Below are 19,178 nucleotides of genomic sequence, written 5' to 3' on the forward strand. Positions count from 1 at the left end.
TCGTCGACTACGGCGTCGTCGGCGACCTCTTCGACGTCGTCCCGCAGCTCACCGAGGAGATCAAGACCCGCAAGGGCTGATCCCGTCGCGACGACGGCCGAGGCCCCCAGGACCGCCCCCCGGTCCTGGGGGCCTCGGCCGTCCGGGCCCCTCAGCCGAGCGTCAGCGACGCCTGCACCGGCAGATGGTCACTGGGGAACTGCCCGTCCCGCGCGAAGGTGTTGATGTCCGCGCGGTGCACCGTGACGCCCGGGGTGACCAGGATCCAGTCGATCCGGTCGCCGTCCGGGGTGAGCGGCTGGTAGCCGTGGAACGTGGCGTACGCCGCGCCGCGCCGGGCCGCCGCGTCCCAGGAGTCCACGAGACCGGCGCCCAGCATGGTGTCGTAGACCGGATTGCCGTGCGCGGCCACGTTGAAGTCCCCGGTCACCACCAGCGGCAGCGACTCGTCGAGACCGCCGATCCGCTCCGCGACGAGCGCGGCGGCCCGCGCGCGTGCGTTCTGGCTCGCGTTGTCCAGATGGGTGTTCAGGAAGTGGAACTCCCGGCCGCCGTCGCCCAGATCGCTGAAGCGGACCCAGGTGACCATGCGGATGGAACCGCCGCCCCAGGTGTTCGAGCCGATCACGTCCGGCGTGTCGGAGAGCCAGAAGTGGTCGTACTCCAGCGGCGCGAGCCGGCGGGTGTCGTAGTACACGGCCATGAACTCGTCGCGGCTGCCGCCCGCGCGGCCGGTGCCGATCCAGTCGTAGGCCGCGCCGAGGTCGGCCTCGATGTCCCGCACCTGCTGGTACAGGCCCTCCTGGGTACCGATGACGTGCGGGCGCTCGTGGCGCAGCAGCGCGCGGGTCACGGGTCTGCGCACGGCCCAGCTGTTGGGTTCGGCGCTGCTCGCGAACCGCAGGTTGAACGACATGACCTCCAGCCGGCCCGGGTCGCGCTCCAGGGGCGTGGCGGCGGCGGATGGTGTACTGGCGAGCGGCAGGGCGGCGGCGGTGGCCAGGGCGGTCTTCAGGCTCAGACGGCGGGTGAACCGGCCGGGACTGGGCACGGGAGCTCCTTCCGAAGGGGTACGCCGGTGGGCACGACGACCGTGCCAGATGGACGTGAACATGCCGAGAGTGGTGGATGGACCGGTGGGCAAGACGGTGTTGACCGGCGGGAAGATCGCCGGATAACTTCGCTCTACGGATTGTTGATTCCGCACAGTGGAATTCCTGTGGGGCGGAAACGAGGAGGGTGCTGCATGGGTGGTCAGCTGGAGAAGGTGGCGACGAGCCTCGCGGGCGCGGTCGGCGAGCGGATCAGCGCCTCCCTCGCGCCGGTCGACGCGGAACTGGCCCGCCGCTACCCCGGAGACCCCGGCACCCGCCAGCCCGTGCACACCGTCTACGTCCCCGGCGACGCCTTCGCCGCCGACACGGTACGCGCCTGGGGCGACGCGGCCCTCGCCGCGCTCGACGAACACGCCCCGGACGCCGCCTCCTTCGCCGCCGTGCTCGGCCTGCCGGGCGACCTCGCCGAGCCGGTGTACGCGCGCGTGCGGGCCAAACTGGAACGCGAGCCGGTCGAGGACCTGCGGGTCGACTTCGAGGACGGCTACCACGGCCGGGACGAGGACCAGGACGCCGCCCGCGCCGCCCGGCTGATCGCCGAGGCGGGCGCCGACGGCACCTCCCGGCCGACGGCTGGGCGTGGCACGGCCGCCCCGTACCAGGGCATCCGCATGAAGTGCATGGAGGCCGCCGTCCGCGACCGGGGCATCCGCACGCTGGACATCTTCCTCAGCGGTCTGCTGGAGGCCGGCGGGCTGCCGGACGGGCTGGTCCTCACCCTGCCGAAGGTGACGTACCCGGAGCAGGTCACCGCGATGGTGCGGCTGCTGGAGGCGTTCGAGACGGCGCGCGGTCTGACGCCGGGCCGGATCGGGTTCGAGATCCAGATCGAGACCAGCCAGGCCGTCCTCGCGGCCGACGGCACCGCGACGGTCGCCCGCATGATCCAGGCCGCCGAGGGGCGCGCCACCGGTCTGCACTACGGCACCTTCGACTACAGCGCCTGCCTCGGTGTCTCCGCCGCCCACCAGGCCAGTGACCACCCGGTCGCCGACCATGCCAAGGCGGTCATGCAGGTCGCCGCCGCGGGCACCGGCGTCCGGGTCTCGGACGGCTCCACCAACGTGCTGCCGGTCGGTCCCACCGCCCAGGTGCACGACGCCTGGCGCCTGCACTACGGGCTCACCCGCCGCGCCCTGACCCGCGCCTACTACCAGGGCTGGGACATGCACCCCGGCCACCTCCCGACCCGTTACGCGGCCGTCTTCGCCTTCTACCGCGAGGGCTTCGAACAGGCCGCGGGCCGCCTCGCCCGCTACGTCAACCAGGCCGGCGGCGACGTCATGGACGAGCCCGCCACCGCCAAGGCGCTCAGCGGCTACCTGCTGCGCGGCCTGGACTGCGGCGCCCTGGACATCGGCGAGGTCGCCCGCCTGACCGGGCTGACCCGCGCCGACCTGGAGAGCTACTCGGCACCGAGGCGCGGGGACCTGACGGCTTCGGCGCGATAGGTCAGGCGGGCGAACTTCCGCCGTCCGCCCGGACGGCGGGCCCGGCGGCGTCAGGTGCCTGCTCCGGGGGTCCTGCCGGCCGCAGGCCGGGGGAGCGTGCGGGGCGTCGCGCGGCCGCGGGCCGGGGGACGGGAGCCCGACGGCAGGGGCCGGCGCACCGCGCGCCGGTCAGTCCGCCGGCGGCAGCTCACCCGAGCCCCGGGTGATCAGACGGGTCGGCAGTTCGATGCGCTCGGGGACGAGCAGGCCCCCGTCCAGCTGGCCGAACAGGCGTTCCGCGGCGGTCCGGCCCAGGGCCGCCGCGTCCTGGGCGACCACGGTGAGTCCGGGCCGCAGCAGGTCGGCGAGCTCGATGTCGTCGAAGCCGACCAGGGCGACGCCCCGGGTGTGCCCGGCCAGCACCCGGATCACCGTGACCGACACCCGGTTGTTGCCGGTGAAGATCGCGGTGACCGGGTCCCGGTCCGCGAGCATCTCCTCGGCCGCCCGGCGCACCCGCTCCGGGTCGGTGACACCCAGGGACATCCAGGAGTCCTTCACGGGTATGCCCGCGTCCTCCATCGCGGCCCGGTAGCCGCGCAGCCGCTCGGCGGCGGTGTGGATGCGGGGCATGTCGCCGATGAAACCGATCCTGCGGTGACCGTGCGCGATGAGGTGGGCGACGCCGTCCCGGGCGCCGCCGAAGTTGTCGCACAGCACCACGTCCGCGTCCACGTGCCCGGCCGGCCGGTCCACGAACACCGTGGCCACCCCGGCCTTCAGCTCCGGCTCCAGGTACCGGTGGTCGTCCCCGGCCGGGATCACCACCAGCCCGTCCACCCGCCGCGCGCACAGGGCCAGCACCAGTTCCTGCTCCCGCTCCGGGTCCTCCGCGCTGGACCCGTTGATGAGCAGCGCCCCGTGCGAGCGGGCCACCTCCTCCACGGCCCGGCTGAGCGGCCCGTAGAACGGGTCCGCGAGATCCTCCAGGACCAGCCCGACACTGGCGGTGCGGCCCTTGCGGAGCACCCGCGCGCTGTCGTTGCGGCGAAAGCCCAGCGCGTCGATGGCCTCCTGGACCCGGCGCTCGGTCTCCGGGGTCACCCCCGGCTCCCCGTTCACCACCCGGGACACGGTTTTCAGGCCGACACCGGCGCGGGCGGCGACGTCCTTCATGGTCGGACGGTTGCCGTAACGGTTCCCGCTGCTGCGGTGGGCGGGGCGGGCCATGTCGGGCACGATGGGCGATTCCTGTCCTGTTCGTCCACGGGGACCGGATCGCCCATGGGGTTGTATGAGGATGTGGCATCGAGCATAGAGCCTGGACAACGTTGTCAGATCGGGTGGACACTGTCCATCGCGAAGAGCGCGACGCGCTCGTGTTGTCGAAGGCTGACGGGGAGAACCGACTCTGATGGACACCGACCTCGTGGCCGCGCTGGACATCGGCGGCACCAAGATCGCCGGTGCGCTGGTGGACGGTGCCGGCCGGATTCTGGTGCGGGCCCAGCGGGCCACCCCCGCGCGGGAGAACGGCGACACCGTGATGGGGGCCGTCGAGGAGGTGCTCGGGGAGCTGACCGCCGCGCCCCTGTGGCCGCGGGCCACGGCGGTCGGCATCGGCAGCGCCGGACCGGTGGACGCGTCGGCCGGCACGGTGAGTCCGGTCAACGTGCCCGGCTGGCGGGAGTACCCGCTGGTGGCCCGGGTCCGGGCGGCCGCGGGCGGTCTGCCGGTCGAGCTGATCGGGGACGGGGTGGCGATCACCGCCGCCGAGCACTGGCAGGGCGCCGCCCGCGGCCACGACAACGCGCTGTGCATGGTGGTCTCCACCGGGGTCGGCGGCGGTCTGGTCCTGAACGGACGGCTGCACCCCGGGCCCACCGGCAACGCCGGTCACATCGGTCACATCAGCGTGGATCTCGACGGCGACCCCTGCCCGTGCGGTGCGCGCGGCTGCGTGGAGCGCATCGCGAGCGGCCCCAACATCGCGCGGCGCGCCCTGGAGGGCGGCTGGTGTCCCGGGGCCGACGGCGACACCTCCGCCGCCGCGGTGGCCGCCGCGGCCCGGGCCGGCGACCCGGTGGCGGTGGCCTCCTTCGAGCGGGCGGCCCAGGCGCTGGCCGCCGGCATCGCGGCCACCGCGACCCTGGTCGAGATCGACATCGCCGTGATCGGCGGCGGCGTGGGCAAGGCGGGCGAGGTCCTCTTCGCCCCCCTGCGCCGGGCGCTGGCCTCGTACGCCACCCTCTCCTTCGTACGCCGCCTGACGGTGACGCCGGCTCAGATGGGCACGGACGCGGGTCTGGTGGGGGCGGCCGCGGCGGCGCTCACCCGGACGGAGGGCGTGACGGCGGCCGGGGTGTGAGGCGGGCGCCGACGCAACCGGCCGGAGGGCCGGAGGGTAACTCCTGGGCGGCCGAGCAGTTGAACCCGGCATGAAGAAGCGCAGCATGCTCGCCCTCGCCTCCCTCGCCACCGGCTTCGTGGTCGCGGCCGTCACCCCCTCGCACGCCGCGGGGGAGCTGCCGATCGACCTGCGCAAGGCCACGGACGTCCTCAACCACGTCGACGTCAGCGAGGACAGCCTGGCCCCGCACGACCACACGCCGAAGGACTGACCGGCCCGGAGCCCGGCCGAGCGGCGCCGACGTCCCGGCCAGGGGCGGCGGCGCCGCTTTCGTACGCCCTCAACTGGGGCTGGTTTCCGTGGCAGGGTGGAGCGGGCAAGCCACAGGGGGCCAACAGAAGAGGGGGACCTGTGACCGTCGTCTGGATCAACGGCGCGTGCGGTGCGGGGAAGACGACCACCGCACGGGAACTGATCGACCTGATCCCGAACAGCACGCTCTTCGACCCCGAGGTCATCGGCGGAGCGCTCGCGCACCTGCTCCCGCCCAAACGCCTCGCCGAGGTCGGCGACTACCAGGACCTCCCGATCTGGCGGCGTCTCGTCATCGACACGGCGGCGGCGATGCTCGCCGAGCTGGGCGGGACGCTGGTGGTTCCCATGACCCTGCTGCGCCAGGAGTACCGGGATGAGATCTTCGGCGGCCTCGCCGCCCGCCGGATCGCCGTCCGGCACATCCTGCTGGCCCCGGCCGAAACGATCCTGCGGGAGCGGATATCCCGCCGCGAGCTCCCCCCGGACCCGCCCGACGGCGAGCTCCGGGTACGGCAGTGGTCGTACGACCACATGGAGCCCTACCGGGCGGCGCTCGGCGGCTGGCTGATGGCCGACGCGCACCCGGTCGACAACGGCGGTCTCACCCCGGGGGAGACCGCCGCCCGCATAGCCGACGCGGTCGGCACCGGCGCGGCGCCCCTCTGCGACATCGTGCAGACCCCGGAACCCACCGCCGAGACCATCGCCGCCGGCGTCCTGCTCTTCGACGAGCACGACCGGGTGCTGCTGGTCGACCCCACCTACAAGGCGGGCTGGGAGTTCCCGGGCGGCGTCGTCGAACCCGGCGAGGCCCCCGCCCGCGCGGGCATCCGCGAGGTCGCCGAGGAGACCGGCGTCCACCTGGACGACGTACCGTCGCTGCTGGTCGTCGACTGGGAGCCGCCGCAGCCGCCCGGGTACGGGGGGCTCAGACTGCTCTTCGACGGTGGCCGGCTGGCCTCCGCCGACGCCGGGCGGCTGCTGCTGCCCGGGCCCGAACTGCGCGGCTGGCGGTTCGTCGGCGAGGAGGAGGCGGCGGGGCTGCTGCCGCCGGTGCGGTATGCGCGGCTGCGGTGGGCCCTGCGGGCCCGGGAGCGGGGGGCCGCGTTGTATCTGGAGGCGGGGGTTCCGGTCGGGTGAGGCGGGCGGGGCGGCTGCCGGGTGCGGACCGGTCGTGGCTGGGCGCGCCCGCGCGGCGCAGCCGCGTGTCGGCACCGCCCCGCGCCGCCTGGGCCGTCGCCCCTCCCGGCGGCTGTCAGCTGCCCGCGTAGTTGCGCAGGAACAGCGCCTCCGCCACCGACAGGCGCTCCAGTTCGTCCGGGGAGACGCTCTCGTCGACCGCGTGGATACGGGCCTCCGGTTCGCTCAGGCCGATGAGGAGGATCTCCGCGTCGGGGTAGAGGCCGGCCAGGGTGTTGCACAGCGGGATGGAGCCGCCCTGGCCGGCGTACTGCATCCGCTGGCCCGGGTACGCCACCGCCATCGCGTCCGCCATGGCCTGGTACGCCGGGCTGGTGGGGTCGGCGCGGAACGGCTGGCCCTGGCCGACCGGTTCGACGGCGACCCGGGCGCCCCACGGCGTGTGCGCCTCCAGGTGGGCCTGGAGCAGCTTGACGGCCTCGGTGGCGTCCGTGCCCGGCGGCACCCGCAGGCTCACCAGGGCCCGCGCGCCTGCCTGCACCGAGGGCGTGGCGCCGACGACCGGCGGGCAGTCGATGCCGAGCACCGTGACGGCCGGCCGCGCCCAGATGCGGTCGGCGACCGTGCCGGAGCCGATCAGCTCCACACCGTCCAGCACCTTGGCGTCCGCGCGGAACGCCTCCGGCGCGTACTGGAGGCCGTCCCACGTGCCGTCACCGGCCAGCCCGTCGACGGTCGTCGAACCGTCCTCGGCGCGCAGCGAGTCCAGCGTGCGGATCAGCGCGGCCAGCGCGTCCGGGGCCGCGCCGCCGAACTGCCCGGAGTGCAGGTTGCCTTCGAGGGTGTCGACGGCGACCCGGACCAGGGTCATGCCGCGCAGGGTCGTGGTGACCGTCGGCAGGCCGACCCGGAAGTTGCCCGCGTCGCCGATGACGATCGTGTCGGCCGTGAGCAGCTCCGGGTGCTCCTCGGCGTACCGCTCCAGACCGCCGGTGCCCTGCTCCTCCGAGCCCTCGGCGATCACCTTGACGTGCACCGGCACGCCGCCGTTGGCCTTCAGCGCGCGCAGCGCCAGCAGGTGCATGAGGACGCCGCCCTTGCAGTCGGCGGTGCCCCGTCCGTACCAGCGGCCGTCGCGCTCGGTCAGCTCGAACGGCGGAGTGGTCCAGCCGGCCTCGTCCAGCGGGGGCTGCACGTCGTAGTGGGCGTAGAGCAGCACCGTCTTCGCGCCCTCGGGACCGGGCAGGTACCCGTACACCGACTGGGTGCCGTCCGGGGTGTCGAGCAGGGCGACGTCCTCGAAGCCCTCGGCGCGCAGCGCGCCGGCTATCCATTCGGCGGCGGCCTCGCTCTCGCTCTTCGGGAACTGCTCGAAGTCGGCCACCGACCGGAAGGCCACCAGTTCGGTGAGTTCGGCCCGCGCCCGGGGCATCAGGGCGGCGACGGTCTCGGCGACCGGATTCGACGGCATGGGCACGCTCCTTGTAGGTGCGACGTTGTACTGATGACCACTCGCTGACCGTTCCGTTTTGTGCGGTGTTCGCGGGTGATCGTGCGGTGTGGGCACGCCCTGGTGTGCGCACGGTGTGTGCAGGGCGCATACATTGCCGATCCTCCCACAGTGGCCTGCGGCGATGCCCACCGTAGGATGCGGGGGACAGGTGCGGCATGCGGTTTGATCGGAGCAGTAGACCATCGTGAGCAGCGAGAACTCTTCGGCGGACGACGCGCGTCAGGTGTGGGACGTCGTCGTGGTGGGCGCGGGACCCGCGGGGGCCTCGGCCGCCTACGCGGCGGCGGTCGCGGGACGGCGCGTGCTGTTGCTGGAGAAGGCGGATCTGCCCCGCTACAAGACCTGTGGCGGCGGCATCATCGGACCCTCGCGCGACTCGCTCCCGCCGGGCTTCGAGCTGCCCTTCAAGGACCGCGTGCACGCGGTGACCTTCTCCCACAACGGACGCTTCACCCGCACCCGCCGGGCCAAGCAGATGCTGTTCGGGCTGATCAACCGGCCCGAGTTCGACCAGCAGCTGGTCGAGCACGCGCAGAAGGCGGGTGCCGAACTGCGCACCGGCGTCACGGTGTCGCGGGTCGAGCAGCACGGCTCGGCGGTCCCCGACCGGCGTACGGCCGCAGTCGTGCTCCAGGGCGGCGAGACCGTGCTGGCCCGCGCGGTGGTCGGCGCGGACGGCAGTGCCAGCCGGATAGCGGCGCACGTCGGGGTGAAGGTCGACCAGGTGGATCTGGGCCTGGAGGCGGAGATCCCGGTCCCGCGGCCGGTCGCCGAGGACTGGCAGGGCCGGGTGCTCATCGACTGGGGCCCGATGCCGGGCAGTTACGGCTGGGTCTTCCCCAAGGGCGACACGCTCACGGTCGGGGTCATCTCGGCCCGCGGCGAGGGCGCGGCGACCAAGCGCTACCTGGAGGACTTCATCGGGCGCCTCGGCCTCGCCGGGTTCGAGCCGAGCATCTCCTCCGGCCACCTCACCCGCTGCCGCGCCGACGACTCGCCGCTCTCCCGCGGCCGGGTCCTGGTGTGCGGGGACGCGGCGGGGCTGCTGGAGCCGTGGACCCGGGAGGGCATCTCGTTCGCGCTGCGCTCGGGGCGGCTGGCGGGGGAGTGGGCGGTGCGCGTAGCCGAGGCGCACGACGCGGTGGACGCCCGCCGCCAGGCCCTGAACTACGCCTTCGCCATCAAGGCCGGGCTGGGCGTCGAGATGAGCGTCGGCAAGCGGATGCTGGCCGCGTTCGAGCGCCGCCCGGGGATCTTCCACGCGGCCCTGACCGGTTTCCGGCCCGCGTGGAACGCGTTCCGGGACATCACCCGGGGCTCGACGACGCTGGCCGAGCTGGTCCGCAACCACCCGATCGCGCAGCGCGCCCTGACGGTGCTGGACCGCAGGCAGGCGGAGGCGGCGGCGCCGGCCGCGGACCAGGGCCGGGCCCCGGCGGACGAGCCGGTGGCCGCTGACGAGCCGGGCCGGGCCGGTTCCTGAGTGCTACGGCCGCGAGGCCGTGACCCGGAAGACGGGGTGGTCGGCAGCGATGCGGCGCAGTTCGGCGTCGGAGGAGTCCGGGCCGACGCCGCCGAAGAAGATCCCGACCTCCGCCTTCCAGCGCTTGAGGTAGGCCCGCAGCAGCGCGGGCTTGTCGTCGTCGGCCACCTCGGTCGCGGTGAACGCCTCCACCTGCCGGCCGAGGCGCAGCTCGCCCCCGCCGGCCGCGCGCATGTTGTGCGTCCACTGCACATGACCGCGCGGCGCGACCAGGTACCGCTGTCCGTCCACGGTGAGCAGGTTGACGGGGGTGGTCCGCCACTGTCCGCTCTTGCGGCCGCGGACCGCCAGCACCCGGGAGCCCCAGACGCTGAGCCCGCGCCGGGTCAGCCAGGCGACGGACCGGTTGAGGACGTTGACGGTGAACCAACCGGGCTGCTGCACATGCGTGGACACGGGAACCCCCTGGACGAGGACGAGGACGAGGACGAGAACGAAGACGAGAACGAGAACCAAGCCGAGATATAGAGAGCGCCGCTCTCGTGTGTGAGCACTGCTCTCTCTTGCGCTGGGACGAGTATGCGCAGAGGTGTCCGGTGAATTCAAGAGCACTGCTCTCTTTTGTGTGCGGTGCTCTCGCCCTGTGGCACACTGAGCCGCATGAGCACCGCACAGGGCGCCCGCGCGCGGGCCCGGACCGAGGTCACGGCGGCCATCAAGACCGAGGCCCGCAGACAGCTCGCCGAGGAGGGCGCCGCCAAGCTGTCGCTGCGCGCCGTGGCCCGCGAACTGGGCCTGGCCTCCTCCGCCCTGTACCGCTACTTCCCGAGCCGCGACGACCTGCTCACCGCCCTCATCATCGACGCCTACGACGCGGTGGGCGAGACCGCCGAGCAGGCCCGCGACGCGGCGGCCGACGCCGGCCACCGGCAGCGCTGGATCGCGGTCTGCGAGGCGGTCCGGGCCTGGGCGCTGGCGCACCCGCACGAGTACGCCCTGATCTACGGTTCGCCGGTGCCCGGCTACACCGCCCCGCAGGACACCGTCCGCGCCGCCGCCCGCGTCGGGTACGTGCTCATCGGCATCCTCCGGGACGCGCACCGGGCGCTCGGCCTGACCCGGCCGGCCCCGCCCGCCGCCGAACTGCGGCCGGAGGCGGAGCGGATGGCCGCCGACCTCGCGCCCGACCTGCCGCCCGGGACGGTGACGGCCCTGGTCGCGGCCTGGGCGCAGCTGTTCGGGCTGGTGAGTTTCGAGGTCTTCGGCCAGTTCAAGGGGGTCGTCGAGGAGCGGCCGGAGTTCTTCCGGCACGCGGCGGCCCGGCTCGCCGACGGGGTGGGGCTGATGGCCGGGGCGGAGGCCGGCTGAACCGCCGCGCGGTCCCGGCTCGTCGCACCGGACCGGGCCGGCCGGGCGCGACCGCTGGGGCCGGCCCAGGCGTCGGAACCCGGCTGCCGGGCTACGAGCCGGAACCCGTCCGGCCGGCCCGCCCGAAGCGGAGCAGCACGCTCACCACCCGGACCGCGAAGACCACCGCCGCAAGCGTGGTGCCCGCCCCGGTCAGGGCGCGGCGCGCCCCGGCCGGCAGCTCGAAGACGTACGCCGGTCCGGCCACCGCGCCGAACAGCACGGCCGCCGCGAACGCCGCGCTGCACAAGGCGTATCCGATCTCGACGGTGATGGCGTCGCGCTCGGCCGGGGTGCGCCGTCCCCCGTGACTGGTCATACCGGAAGTCTCACATGCCGCCGCCTCAGACGCCCGAGGTCTCCCGCCACAGTTCGGCGAGCGAGGCGTCGCCGGTGACCTCCGGCAACGGCTGCCGGTTCCACAGCGCGAAGTACAGCGGCCCGGCCGGACCGGCGATCTCGCACTCGGCGTCCCCGGTGTCGCCCCGCGCGGTGACCGGCGGCTCCGGCGACAGGCGTACGGTCCACACCGCGCCGGCGACGTCGGTCGCCCGGACCCGCAGCACCCGGGGCTTCTCGGCGCGGACCCGGCTCTTGGGGCGGGCGTGCATGCCGCACAGCAGTTCGTCGATGCCGTCGGCGGCGAACTCCGGGTCCGGTACGGAAGGGGTGGCCCCGGCCGCCGACTCGGCGTCGAACCGGTGCACGGTCGTCTCGTGGGCCTGCCGCCGGGCCCAGAAGGCCAGCGGGGTCGGCGCGGGCAGGAAGTGCCAGCAGTCGGTGTCCGGTGCGGCGGCGGTGAGCGTGTCGACAAGTCGCCCGTGTCCCTCGCGGAACCAGTCCGTGAGCGCGGTGCCGTCCAGGTCCGGCGCCTCGCCTATCGGGCGGGGAGCGGTGTGCCCCTCGGCGACGAAGGACGCCGCCCAGCGGTGCACGGCTCCGGTGTGTTTCACCAGGTCCGGCACCCGCCAGCCCGGACAGTGCGGCACCTCGGCGGCACTGCCGGCCGCCTCGGCGGCCGCGGCCAGCAGCCGGCCCTCGCGGTCCAGGGTCTCGATGTACGTGGCAGTCTCCATGACGGGTGAGTCTGCCGCACCAAGTCTCCTGCGGCACAAGGGATTTTCGCGCGTCGGAAGCCTTCAGCCCGCGCTCATCACCCGCCGATTGGCGAACGCGACCAGCGCCGCCACCGCGCCCAGCGCCGCGACGCTGGTCAGCGCCGCCGGCAGGGAGAACCAGTCGGCCATGAAGCCGATCGCGGGCGGCCCGAGCAGCATGCCGCCGTAGCCGAGCGTGGAGGCGGTCGCCACCCCGCCGGGCCCGCCCAGCGCCCCGGCCCGCTCCACCATGACCGGGAAGATGTTGGCCAGCCCGAGCCCGGTGACCGCGAAGCCGAACAGCACCGCCCACGCCGCCGGGGCGAGCGCGCCGAGCAGCATCCCGGCCGCGGCGACCGCGCCGCCGGCCACCACGGTCGGGGTCCGGCCCAGCCGCTCGAGCAGCGTGGTGCCGGTCAGCCGGCCCACCGTCATGGCCAGCGCGAAACACGAGTAACCCACCGCCGCGAGACCCGGCGCGGCGTCCAGGTCCTGCTCCAGGTGGAGCGCGCCCCAGTCGGCCATGGCGCCCTCCCCGTAGGAACTGCACAGGGCGATCAGCCCGAAGGTGACGACGAGCCGGCGGGTACGGGCGTCCGGCTTCGCGCGCGGTGCCTGGTCGCTCCGGGGCGAGCGGTCCGGCGGCACGAGCGGTTCGCAGCGCAGCAGGACCCGGCCCGCCGCCAGGGTGACGAGCAGGCCGACGCCGGTGAGGCCGAGCAGGTGCCACAGCGGGGACAGCGACCCGGCGACCAGCCCGCCGAGCCCCGCGCCGACCATGCCGCCGAGGCTGAACGCGGCGTGGAAACTGGGCATGATCGGGCGGCGCAGTACGGCCACCAGATCGACGGCGGCGCTGTTGAAGGCGACGTTGATCCCGCCGTACGCGCTGCCGAACACCAGCAGCACGGCGCCCAGCGCGAGCGCGGAGTGGGTGAGCGGGGGCAGGGCGACGCTGAGACAGAGCAGGACGGCGCAGACGACGGTGACCGGATGGCTGCCGTAGCGGCGGCAGAGCCGTCCGGTCAGGGTCATGGTGACGACGGCGCCCGCCGACACGCCGAGCAGCGCCAGCCCCAGGGCACTGGCGGAGGCACCGGTCTGTTCCTTGATGGCGGGGATGCGCACCACCCAGCCGGCGAAGACGAAGCCGTCCAGGGCGAAGAAGACGGTCAGCGCGATCCGGAGCCGGACGAGCTGGTCGCCGGGGCCCGGCCCGGCGTGGTGCGAACGGGTTTTGTTTATCAGCGGCACAAAGTGAGAGTAGGAGCACCCCTCGGACCGGGCAAGGGGCCCGCCGGGCGTCGCATACGCTCGACACCACGATGAAGAACAACCTGACCCCCCTGGAGCCGAAGGCCGACAAGGCCACGGTCCGACGGCACAACCTCAGTCTGGTCCTGAGGGCCGTGCACGACGCGGGGGAGGCCACCAGAGCCGGTATCGCCACGCACGTCGGACTGACCCGGGCGGCGGTGTCCTCCCTGGTCGAACAGTTGCTGGAGTACGGCTTCGTCACCGAGTGGGGCAAGACCAGCAGCGGCCAGGTGGGCCGCCCCGGCACCGTCCTGAAGGTGTCCAGGACCGGCCCGGCGGGCCTCGGTGTCGAGATCAACATCGACTTCATCACCGTCTGCGTCGTCGACCTGGCCGGCACCGACCGGGTGCGGCTGGTCGAGCACGTCGACAACCGGGGCGTCCAGCCCTCCGAGGTGCTGGCCCGCGCCGCCCGGCTCGCGGCCCGCGCCATCGGTTCGGCCGCCGAGCAGGACCTCGGCCCGGCCGGCGTCCATGTCGCGCTGCCCGGTCTGGTCACCGGCGGCAGCGTCCGCCAGGCTCCGAACCTCGGCTGGCAGCGGGTCGCGGTCGAGGGCCTGTTCGCGCAGGCGCTGCTCTCCCTGCGCCCCGCCGAGCGCCCGCTGCCGGTCAGCTCCGACAACGAGGCCAACGCCGCCGCCCTGGCCGAGCTGTGGTTCGGCGCCGGCACCGAGGGCGTGCGCAGCTTCCTCTACCTGACCGGTGAGATCGGCATCGGCGGCGCCCTGGTGCTGCGCGGCGAACTGCTGCGCGGCGCGCACGGCTTCGCCGGCGAGATCGGGCACATGGTGGTCGACCCGGACGGCCCGCTGTGCCGCTGCGGGGCGCGCGGCTGCCTGGAGCAGTACGCCGGTCAGGGCGCCCTGCTGACGGCCGCCGGCCTCGACGCGGACACCGGCGTGCGGGGCGTGGCCGAACTGGGGCGCCGGGCCCGGCGCGGCGAGCCGGACGCGCTGGCGGCGATCGAGCGGGCGGGCCGGCAGCTCGGCGTGGTGGTGTCCGGCGCCGTCAACCTCTTCGACCCCGAGGCGGTGATGCTCGGCGGCGTCTACCGGGAACTGAGCGACTGGCTGGCGCCCGCCGTCGACCGCGAACTGGCCCTCAGGGTGGTCTCCGGTCTGTGGACCGAGGGCGGCAAGCGGCTGCGGGCCTCCTCGTCGCTGGGCGACGCGGCCAGGGGCGCGGCCGGCGTCATCGTCCGCGAGGTGCTGGCGGACCCGGCGGCGTACGCGGCACGCGGCGGCGAGGCATGAGAAGGGGGCACGAGAAAAGGGCATGAGAAAGAGGCATGAGAAAGGGCCGCCCGGTGCCGGGCGGCCCCTCCCGGCCGCCGATCACCCCCGGTTGGCGGCGATCAGCTCCTGGTAGAACCGGTAGCTGTCCTTCGGCGTGCGCTCCTGCGTCGCGTAGTCGACCCGGACGATCCCGAACCGTTTGTCGTAGCCGTACGCCCACTCGAAGTTGTCCAGCAGCGACCAGACGTAGTAGCCGCGGACGTCCACACCCGCGTCGATCGCCGCCTTCAGCGCGGTCAGGTGGCCGCGCAGGTACTCCACCCGGTCGGTGTCGTGCACCGCGCCGTCGGCGGCGACCATGTCGTCCTCCGCCGAGCCGTTCTCGGTGATGTGCACCGGCGGCAGCGCGTCGCCGTACTGCTTCTTCAGCCGCACCAGCAGATCGGTGAAGGACTCCGGCACCACCGGCCAGTTCATCGCGGTGTGCCGCACCCCGGGGAGTGTGACCTCCTCGTACCGGTTGTCGGTCGCCACCCGGACCGCCGGGTCGGGCTCGCGGTGCGGGGCGTCGGCGACCACGATCGGCCGGTAGTAGTTGATGCCGAGGAAGTCCAGCGGCTGGGAGATCAGCGCCAGGTCGCCGTCGCGGCGGAAGTCCGCGCCGGTGATCAGCTCGCCCCAGGTCTCCTCCTCGGTGGCCGGGTAGCGGCCCGCCAGGATCGGCTCGGTCCACACCAGGTTGTGCTGGGTGTCCGCGCGGACCACCGCCGCGAGGTCGGCGGGGGAGTCGGTGGCGGGCAGGTTGCGGTCGAGGTTGAGCGTGATGCCGACCTCGCGCACTCCGGCCGCGCGCAGCGCCTTGACCGCCAGACCGTGCCCCACCAGCAGGTGGTGCGCGGCGGCCAGCGCCCCCCGGCCCTCCTTGGCGCCGGGCGCGTGCCGCCCGATGGAGTAGCCGAGGAAGGCACTGCACCACGGCTCGTTCAGCGTGATCCAGCGCGGCACCCGGTCACCGAGGTGCTCGGCCACCACGGCCGTGTACTCGGCGAACCGCTCCGCCGTCTCCCGCACCCGCCAGCCACCCCGGTCCTCGAGGGCCTGCGGCAGGTCCCAGTGGTAGAGGGTGGCGGCCGGCTCGATGCCCGCCGCCAGCAGCTCGTCCACCAGCCGCGAGTAGAAGTCCAGCCCCTTGGCGTTCACCGGTCCCGACCCGTCCGGCACGATGCGCGGCCAGGCGATCGAGAAGCGGTACGAGTCCACGCCCAGGTCGCGCAGCAGCGCCACGTCCTCGGGGTAGCGGTGGTAGTGGTCGCAGGCCACGTCACCGGTGTCGCCGTTCGCCGTCAGACCGGGGGTGTGGCTGTAGGTGTCCCAGATCGACGGGGAGCGGCCGTCCTCCGCCGCCGCGCCCTCGATCTGGTACGAGGCGGTCGCGGCGCCGAAGACGAAGCCGGGCGGGAAGCCGGGGAAGTCAGTCATGGGTCCCATTTCCGGGTGCGGGGCGGTCACTTGACGGAACCGCCGGAGATGCCGGCGGCGATGTACTTCTGGGCGAGGACGAGCAGGATCGCCGCCGGGACCGCCGACAGCACCGAGGCGGCCATCACCGAACCCCAGTCGCCGACGTGCGCGCCGATGTACTGGTAGATGCCGAGGGTGACCGGCTTGACCTCGTCGGTGGTGTTCAGGGTGAGCGCGAACATGAAGTCGCTCCACGAGAACAGGAACGCGAACAGCCCGGACGTGATCAGCGAGTTGCGGCTCATCGGCAGCACCACCTTGACGAACGTCCGCACCGGCCCGGCGCCGTCGATCTGCGCCGCCTCGATCACCTCGCCGGGGATGGACACCATGAAGGAGCGCATCAGCACGATGGAGAACGGGATGCCGAGCGAGGCGTCCGCCAGCATCAGGCCGAAGTAGGAGTTGACCAGGCCCAGATCGACGTACGAGTTGTAGAGCGCGTTGGCGATGACGATGCCCGGCACCATCTGGGTGATCAGGGTGCCGAAGACGATGGTCCTCGAGCCGCGCAGCCCGAACCGGGCCAGCCCGTAGGCGGCCGGCGCGGCGATCGCCAGGCAGATGACGACCGCGCCGAGCGAGACGGCCAGCGAGGTCAGCAGATGGCCGCCCTGGTCGGTGATGGCCTTGGAGAACCCGGACAGGTCCAGGCTGCCCGGCACCGGGTCGACCTTGAGCAGGCCCGACTCCGGCTGGAGCGCGGTGTTGAGCATCCAGTACAGCGGGAAGAGCATCACGCACAGGATCAGCACACCGGCGACGGTGGAACCCCAGCGGCGCCTCGGTGCCGTGGTGGTGGTCGGCGAGGCCATGGACGTCACTTCCCCTCGGTGCGGTTGGCCCGCAGGTAGAACACCGCGAACACGGCGGAGATCAGGATGAGTACGTTGCCGACGACCGCGCCCGCGCCGAAGTCCAGCTGCACGAACGAGTTCTGGTAGGTGAGCGTGCCCAGCGTCTGGGTGGCGTCGGCCGGTCCGCCGTCGGTGAGGGCGAGGATCAGGTCGAGGATCTTCACCGTCGACATGAAGCCGAGCACCAGCACGACGGTGACCACCGGCTTGAGCATCGGCAGGGTGACGGACCGGAAGGTCCGCCACGCGGAGGCGCCGTCCAGGGCGGCCGCCTCGTGCAGCTCCTTCGGGATCTCCTGGAGACCGCCGTACAGGATGACCATGTTGAACGGGATGCCGATCCAGATGTTGACCAGGATCACCGACAGCAGTGCCATGTCCGGGCTGGTCAGCCACGGGGTGTGACCGCTGCCCAGGCCCACGGTGTCCAGGAAGGTGTTCAGTACGCCGGTGTCCTGGTCCAGGATGCGGCGCCACACGACACCGGACACCACCATGGGCACCAGCCACGGCAGCAGGATCAGGGAGCGCAGTACGCCGTTGAGGGGGAAGCGGCGGTTGAAGAAGACGGCCAGCGCCAGGCCGATGCAGAACTGGCCCAGCAGCGAGCCCGCCGTGAACACCAGGGTGTGCCACAGGGCCTTGCCGAACAGGGCGTCCTGGAAGACGTTCGACCAGTTGTCGGTGCCGTTGAACGGCGACTCACCGGTGAAGAACGTCTTCGGCGTGTAGTGCTGGAAGCTCATCACGACGTTGCGGACCAGCGGGTAGCCGAAGAACAGCAGCATGAAGACGACGGCGGGGGCGACGAAGCCCCACTGGGTGAGCCGGCGCCGGCGCCTGAGCCGGTTCGGATCGGAAGCGGTGGCCGCCTTGGGTTCTCTGGCGGCCGGCGTCGCGGTGACGGTGGAGGTGGTCATGGTCACGTACCTCAGTTCCCGCTCGTGGCCCGCTGCTGGGCGCGCTTGAGGGCGGCCTCGCTGGACTCACCGGTCAGGGCCGACTGGAAGGCGCTCTGGAGGGCGAGCGACACGCTCGACCAGCCGGCGCCGAGCTGAGCGGTACGGGACCGGGCGACGGCCACCTGGTCGGCGAGCGCGTCCAGCTCCGGCACCTTCTCCCGCCACACCGCGGCGGCCTTGGTGTTGGCCGGCACCATCCAGCTGTTCAGCGCGTAGGTCAGCTGCTCCTGCTGGCTGGACAGACAGGCGACGATCTTCCCGGCCGTCTTCTCACGCTGCTCGTCACCGGTGTTGGGCACGGTGAGGATCGCGCCGCCGAGCGGACCGACCGAGTCGTCGCCCGCCTTGGGCACCGGGATCTGCGCGATCTCCCATTGCAGCGACTTGTCCGTGTTGAGGGTCTCCACCTGCCACGGGCCGTTGATCATCATCGCCGCGTTGCCGGCCATGAACTGGTCGTTGACGTCCGCCTGGGTCCAGTTGACCGTCGACTTCGACAGCGAACCGTCCGCCAGCAGCGCCTTCCAGTAGTCCAGCGCCTCGGCGACCTGCGGGCTGTCCAGCTCGGACTCGTCGCCGCCGTTGGACCACATGAACGGCATGAACTGGAAGACACCGTCCTCCGCGCCGCCCGCGCTCAGCGCCAGCCCGTACCGCTTGCCCTGGGTGAGCTTCTTCGCGGCCGCGCGCATCTCGTCCCAGGTCCTGGGGACCTCGACGCCGGCCTCGTCGAGCAGGTCCTTGTTGTAGAAGAGGGCGAGGGTGTTCACGGAGCGCGCCGCCCCGTAGTACGTCCCCTTGTAGGAGCCGAAGTTGACGATGCCCTCGGGGATGTCCTGGGTGCTCAGGCCGAGGGACTTGAGATCGACCAGACCGCCCGCGTCGGCGAACGTCGGCATCTCGGAGGCGTCGAACTGGACGATGTCCGGCAGCGACTTGGACGAGGCCATGCGCAGCGCCTTGGTCATCACCTGGGCGGCGGGGACGCTCTGCTGCTCGATGGTGACGCCCAGCTGCTTGCCGCAGCGGGCCATCGCCTCCGCGTCCCAGCGGTGGTAGGACTCGTCGGTCGAGGAGTTCATCACGGTGTACACATCGGGGTCGCGTTGCTGTCCGCAGCCGGTCAGCGCCGCCCCGGCGACCAGGACGGAGACGGCGGCGAGCGGGACTGCGGCGCGGCGTGAGCGACGGCGCCGGCGAGGACCGGCGGCCGGAGGGTGTGCTGTCACGGTGGGTGCCCTTGGGTGCGAGGGGGTGCCGGCCCGCCCGCGCGACCACGGTGTCACGGGGCGGATCAAGGAGTGTTCGCGGGCACCGGCGGACCCGCGAACCCGGAATCAGCGGGCGCCGAGGAGGTGGTCCATGGCGAGTTGGTCGAGGTGTTCGAAGGCCATGCCGCGGGCGGCGGCGGCCTGCGCGTCGAAGGACTCGTAGGC

General features: G+C 73.1%; 18 protein-coding genes. 7 read left to right on the plus strand and 11 right to left on the minus strand.

Annotation, left to right across the window (positions count from 1 at the left end; all coding sequences use genetic code 11):
* Positions 1 to 151 precede the first annotated feature (151 nt).
* A complete protein-coding gene (locus AB0G32_RS38850; protein ID WP_361175215.1) occupies positions 152 to 1,051 on the minus strand; it encodes an endonuclease/exonuclease/phosphatase family protein in 900 nt (299 codons plus the stop codon).
* 195 nt (positions 1,052 to 1,246) lie between these two features.
* On the opposite strand from AB0G32_RS38850, the gene AB0G32_RS38855 reads away from it, so the two are divergent.
* Positions 1,247 to 2,566: an aldolase/citrate lyase family protein gene (locus AB0G32_RS38855; RefSeq protein ID WP_361175218.1), complete on the plus strand. Its 1,320-nt coding sequence runs from the start codon at positions 1,247 to 1,249 to the stop codon at positions 2,564 to 2,566.
* A 168-nt stretch (positions 2,567 to 2,734) separates the two neighbouring features.
* Here the strand turns inward: AB0G32_RS38855 and AB0G32_RS38860 are convergent, their stop codons facing one another.
* Positions 2,735 to 3,775: a LacI family DNA-binding transcriptional regulator gene (locus AB0G32_RS38860; RefSeq protein ID WP_361175264.1), complete on the minus strand. Its 1,041-nt coding sequence runs from the start codon at positions 3,773 to 3,775 to the stop codon at positions 2,735 to 2,737.
* Positions 3,776 to 3,959: 184 nt separating this feature from the next.
* Between AB0G32_RS38860 and AB0G32_RS38865 the strand changes: the two genes are divergently transcribed.
* The 3 genes from AB0G32_RS38865 (at position 3,960) to AB0G32_RS38875 (ending at position 6,350) form a co-directional block, all read left to right on the plus strand.
* On the plus strand, positions 3,960 to 4,913 hold the full coding sequence (locus AB0G32_RS38865; RefSeq protein WP_361175221.1) for an ROK family protein: 954 nt from the start codon (positions 3,960 to 3,962) through the stop codon (positions 4,911 to 4,913).
* 70 nt (positions 4,914 to 4,983) lie between these two features.
* Entirely contained in the window at positions 4,984 to 5,166 is a 183-nt protein-coding gene (locus AB0G32_RS38870) for a hypothetical protein (protein ID WP_361175224.1), read from the plus strand.
* Between the two features lie 140 nt (positions 5,167 to 5,306).
* Positions 5,307 to 6,350, plus strand: coding sequence for an NUDIX domain-containing protein (locus AB0G32_RS38875; protein ID WP_361175227.1), 1,044 nt, complete (start codon positions 5,307 to 5,309; stop codon positions 6,348 to 6,350).
* Positions 6,351 to 6,465: 115 nt separating this feature from the next.
* Here the strand turns inward: AB0G32_RS38875 and AB0G32_RS38880 are convergent, their stop codons facing one another.
* Positions 6,466 to 7,821, minus strand: a complete 1,356-nt coding sequence (locus tag AB0G32_RS38880) for a dipeptidase (protein ID WP_361175230.1) — start codon at positions 7,819 to 7,821, stop codon at positions 6,466 to 6,468.
* Between the two features lie 226 nt (positions 7,822 to 8,047).
* On the opposite strand from AB0G32_RS38880, the gene AB0G32_RS38885 reads away from it, so the two are divergent.
* A complete protein-coding gene (locus tag AB0G32_RS38885) occupies positions 8,048 to 9,346 on the plus strand; it encodes a geranylgeranyl reductase family protein (RefSeq protein ID WP_361175233.1) in 1,299 nt (432 codons plus the stop codon).
* Between the two features lie 3 nt (positions 9,347 to 9,349).
* On the opposite strand, the gene AB0G32_RS38890 is transcribed toward AB0G32_RS38885, so the two are convergent.
* Positions 9,350 to 9,802 (minus strand): nitroreductase family deazaflavin-dependent oxidoreductase, encoded by a 453-nt coding sequence (locus AB0G32_RS38890; protein WP_361175237.1) that lies wholly within the window; start codon positions 9,800 to 9,802, stop codon positions 9,350 to 9,352.
* Positions 9,803 to 10,006: 204 nt separating this feature from the next.
* On the opposite strand from AB0G32_RS38890, the gene AB0G32_RS38895 reads away from it, so the two are divergent.
* Positions 10,007 to 10,714 carry a TetR/AcrR family transcriptional regulator gene (locus AB0G32_RS38895; RefSeq protein WP_361175240.1) on the plus strand — a complete coding sequence of 236 codons (708 nt, stop codon included), beginning with the start codon at positions 10,007 to 10,009 and terminating at the stop codon, positions 10,712 to 10,714.
* Between the two features lie 91 nt (positions 10,715 to 10,805).
* On the opposite strand, the gene AB0G32_RS38900 is transcribed toward AB0G32_RS38895, so the two are convergent.
* The 3 genes from AB0G32_RS38900 to AB0G32_RS38910 form a co-directional block, all read right to left on the minus strand.
* On the minus strand, positions 10,806 to 11,072 hold the full coding sequence (locus tag AB0G32_RS38900; RefSeq protein ID WP_361175243.1) for a DUF6332 family protein: 267 nt from the start codon (positions 11,070 to 11,072) through the stop codon (positions 10,806 to 10,808).
* A gap of 25 nt (positions 11,073 to 11,097) precedes the next feature.
* Positions 11,098 to 11,829 (minus strand): maleylpyruvate isomerase family mycothiol-dependent enzyme, encoded by a 732-nt coding sequence (locus AB0G32_RS38905; RefSeq protein ID WP_361175246.1) that lies wholly within the window; start codon positions 11,827 to 11,829, stop codon positions 11,098 to 11,100.
* 63 nt (positions 11,830 to 11,892) lie between these two features.
* Complete coding sequence (locus AB0G32_RS38910; RefSeq protein ID WP_361175268.1) at positions 11,893 to 13,098, minus strand: MFS transporter; 1,206 nt, start codon at positions 13,096 to 13,098, stop codon at positions 11,893 to 11,895.
* 77 nt (positions 13,099 to 13,175) lie between these two features.
* Between AB0G32_RS38910 and AB0G32_RS38915 the strand changes: the two genes are divergently transcribed.
* A complete protein-coding gene (locus tag AB0G32_RS38915) occupies positions 13,176 to 14,420 on the plus strand; it encodes an ROK family protein (protein WP_361175249.1) in 1,245 nt (414 codons plus the stop codon).
* A gap of 81 nt (positions 14,421 to 14,501) precedes the next feature.
* Here AB0G32_RS38915 and AB0G32_RS38920 read toward each other — a convergent pair whose 3' ends face one another.
* From AB0G32_RS38920 to AB0G32_RS38935, 4 genes are read right to left on the minus strand one after another with little or no spacing between them, the layout of a single operon-like run.
* Positions 14,502 to 15,881 carry a GH1 family beta-glucosidase gene (locus tag AB0G32_RS38920; RefSeq protein WP_361175252.1) on the minus strand — a complete coding sequence of 460 codons (1,380 nt, stop codon included), beginning with the start codon at positions 15,879 to 15,881 and terminating at the stop codon, positions 14,502 to 14,504.
* Positions 15,882 to 15,907: 26 nt separating this feature from the next.
* Positions 15,908 to 16,738 carry a carbohydrate ABC transporter permease gene (locus tag AB0G32_RS38925; RefSeq protein WP_361175255.1) on the minus strand — a complete coding sequence of 277 codons (831 nt, stop codon included), beginning with the start codon at positions 16,736 to 16,738 and terminating at the stop codon, positions 15,908 to 15,910.
* A 5-nt stretch (positions 16,739 to 16,743) separates the two neighbouring features.
* Entirely contained in the window at positions 16,744 to 17,700 is a 957-nt protein-coding gene (locus AB0G32_RS38930) for a sugar ABC transporter permease (protein WP_361175258.1), read from the minus strand.
* Between the two features lie 11 nt (positions 17,701 to 17,711).
* On the minus strand, positions 17,712 to 18,971 hold the full coding sequence (locus AB0G32_RS38935) for a sugar ABC transporter substrate-binding protein (RefSeq protein WP_361175261.1): 1,260 nt from the start codon (positions 18,969 to 18,971) through the stop codon (positions 17,712 to 17,714).
* Positions 18,972 to 19,178 lie beyond the last annotated feature (207 nt).

Source organism: Streptomyces sp. NPDC023723 (assembly GCF_040639815.1).
Taxonomy (GTDB): Bacteria; Actinomycetota; Actinomycetes; order Streptomycetales; family Streptomycetaceae; genus Streptomyces.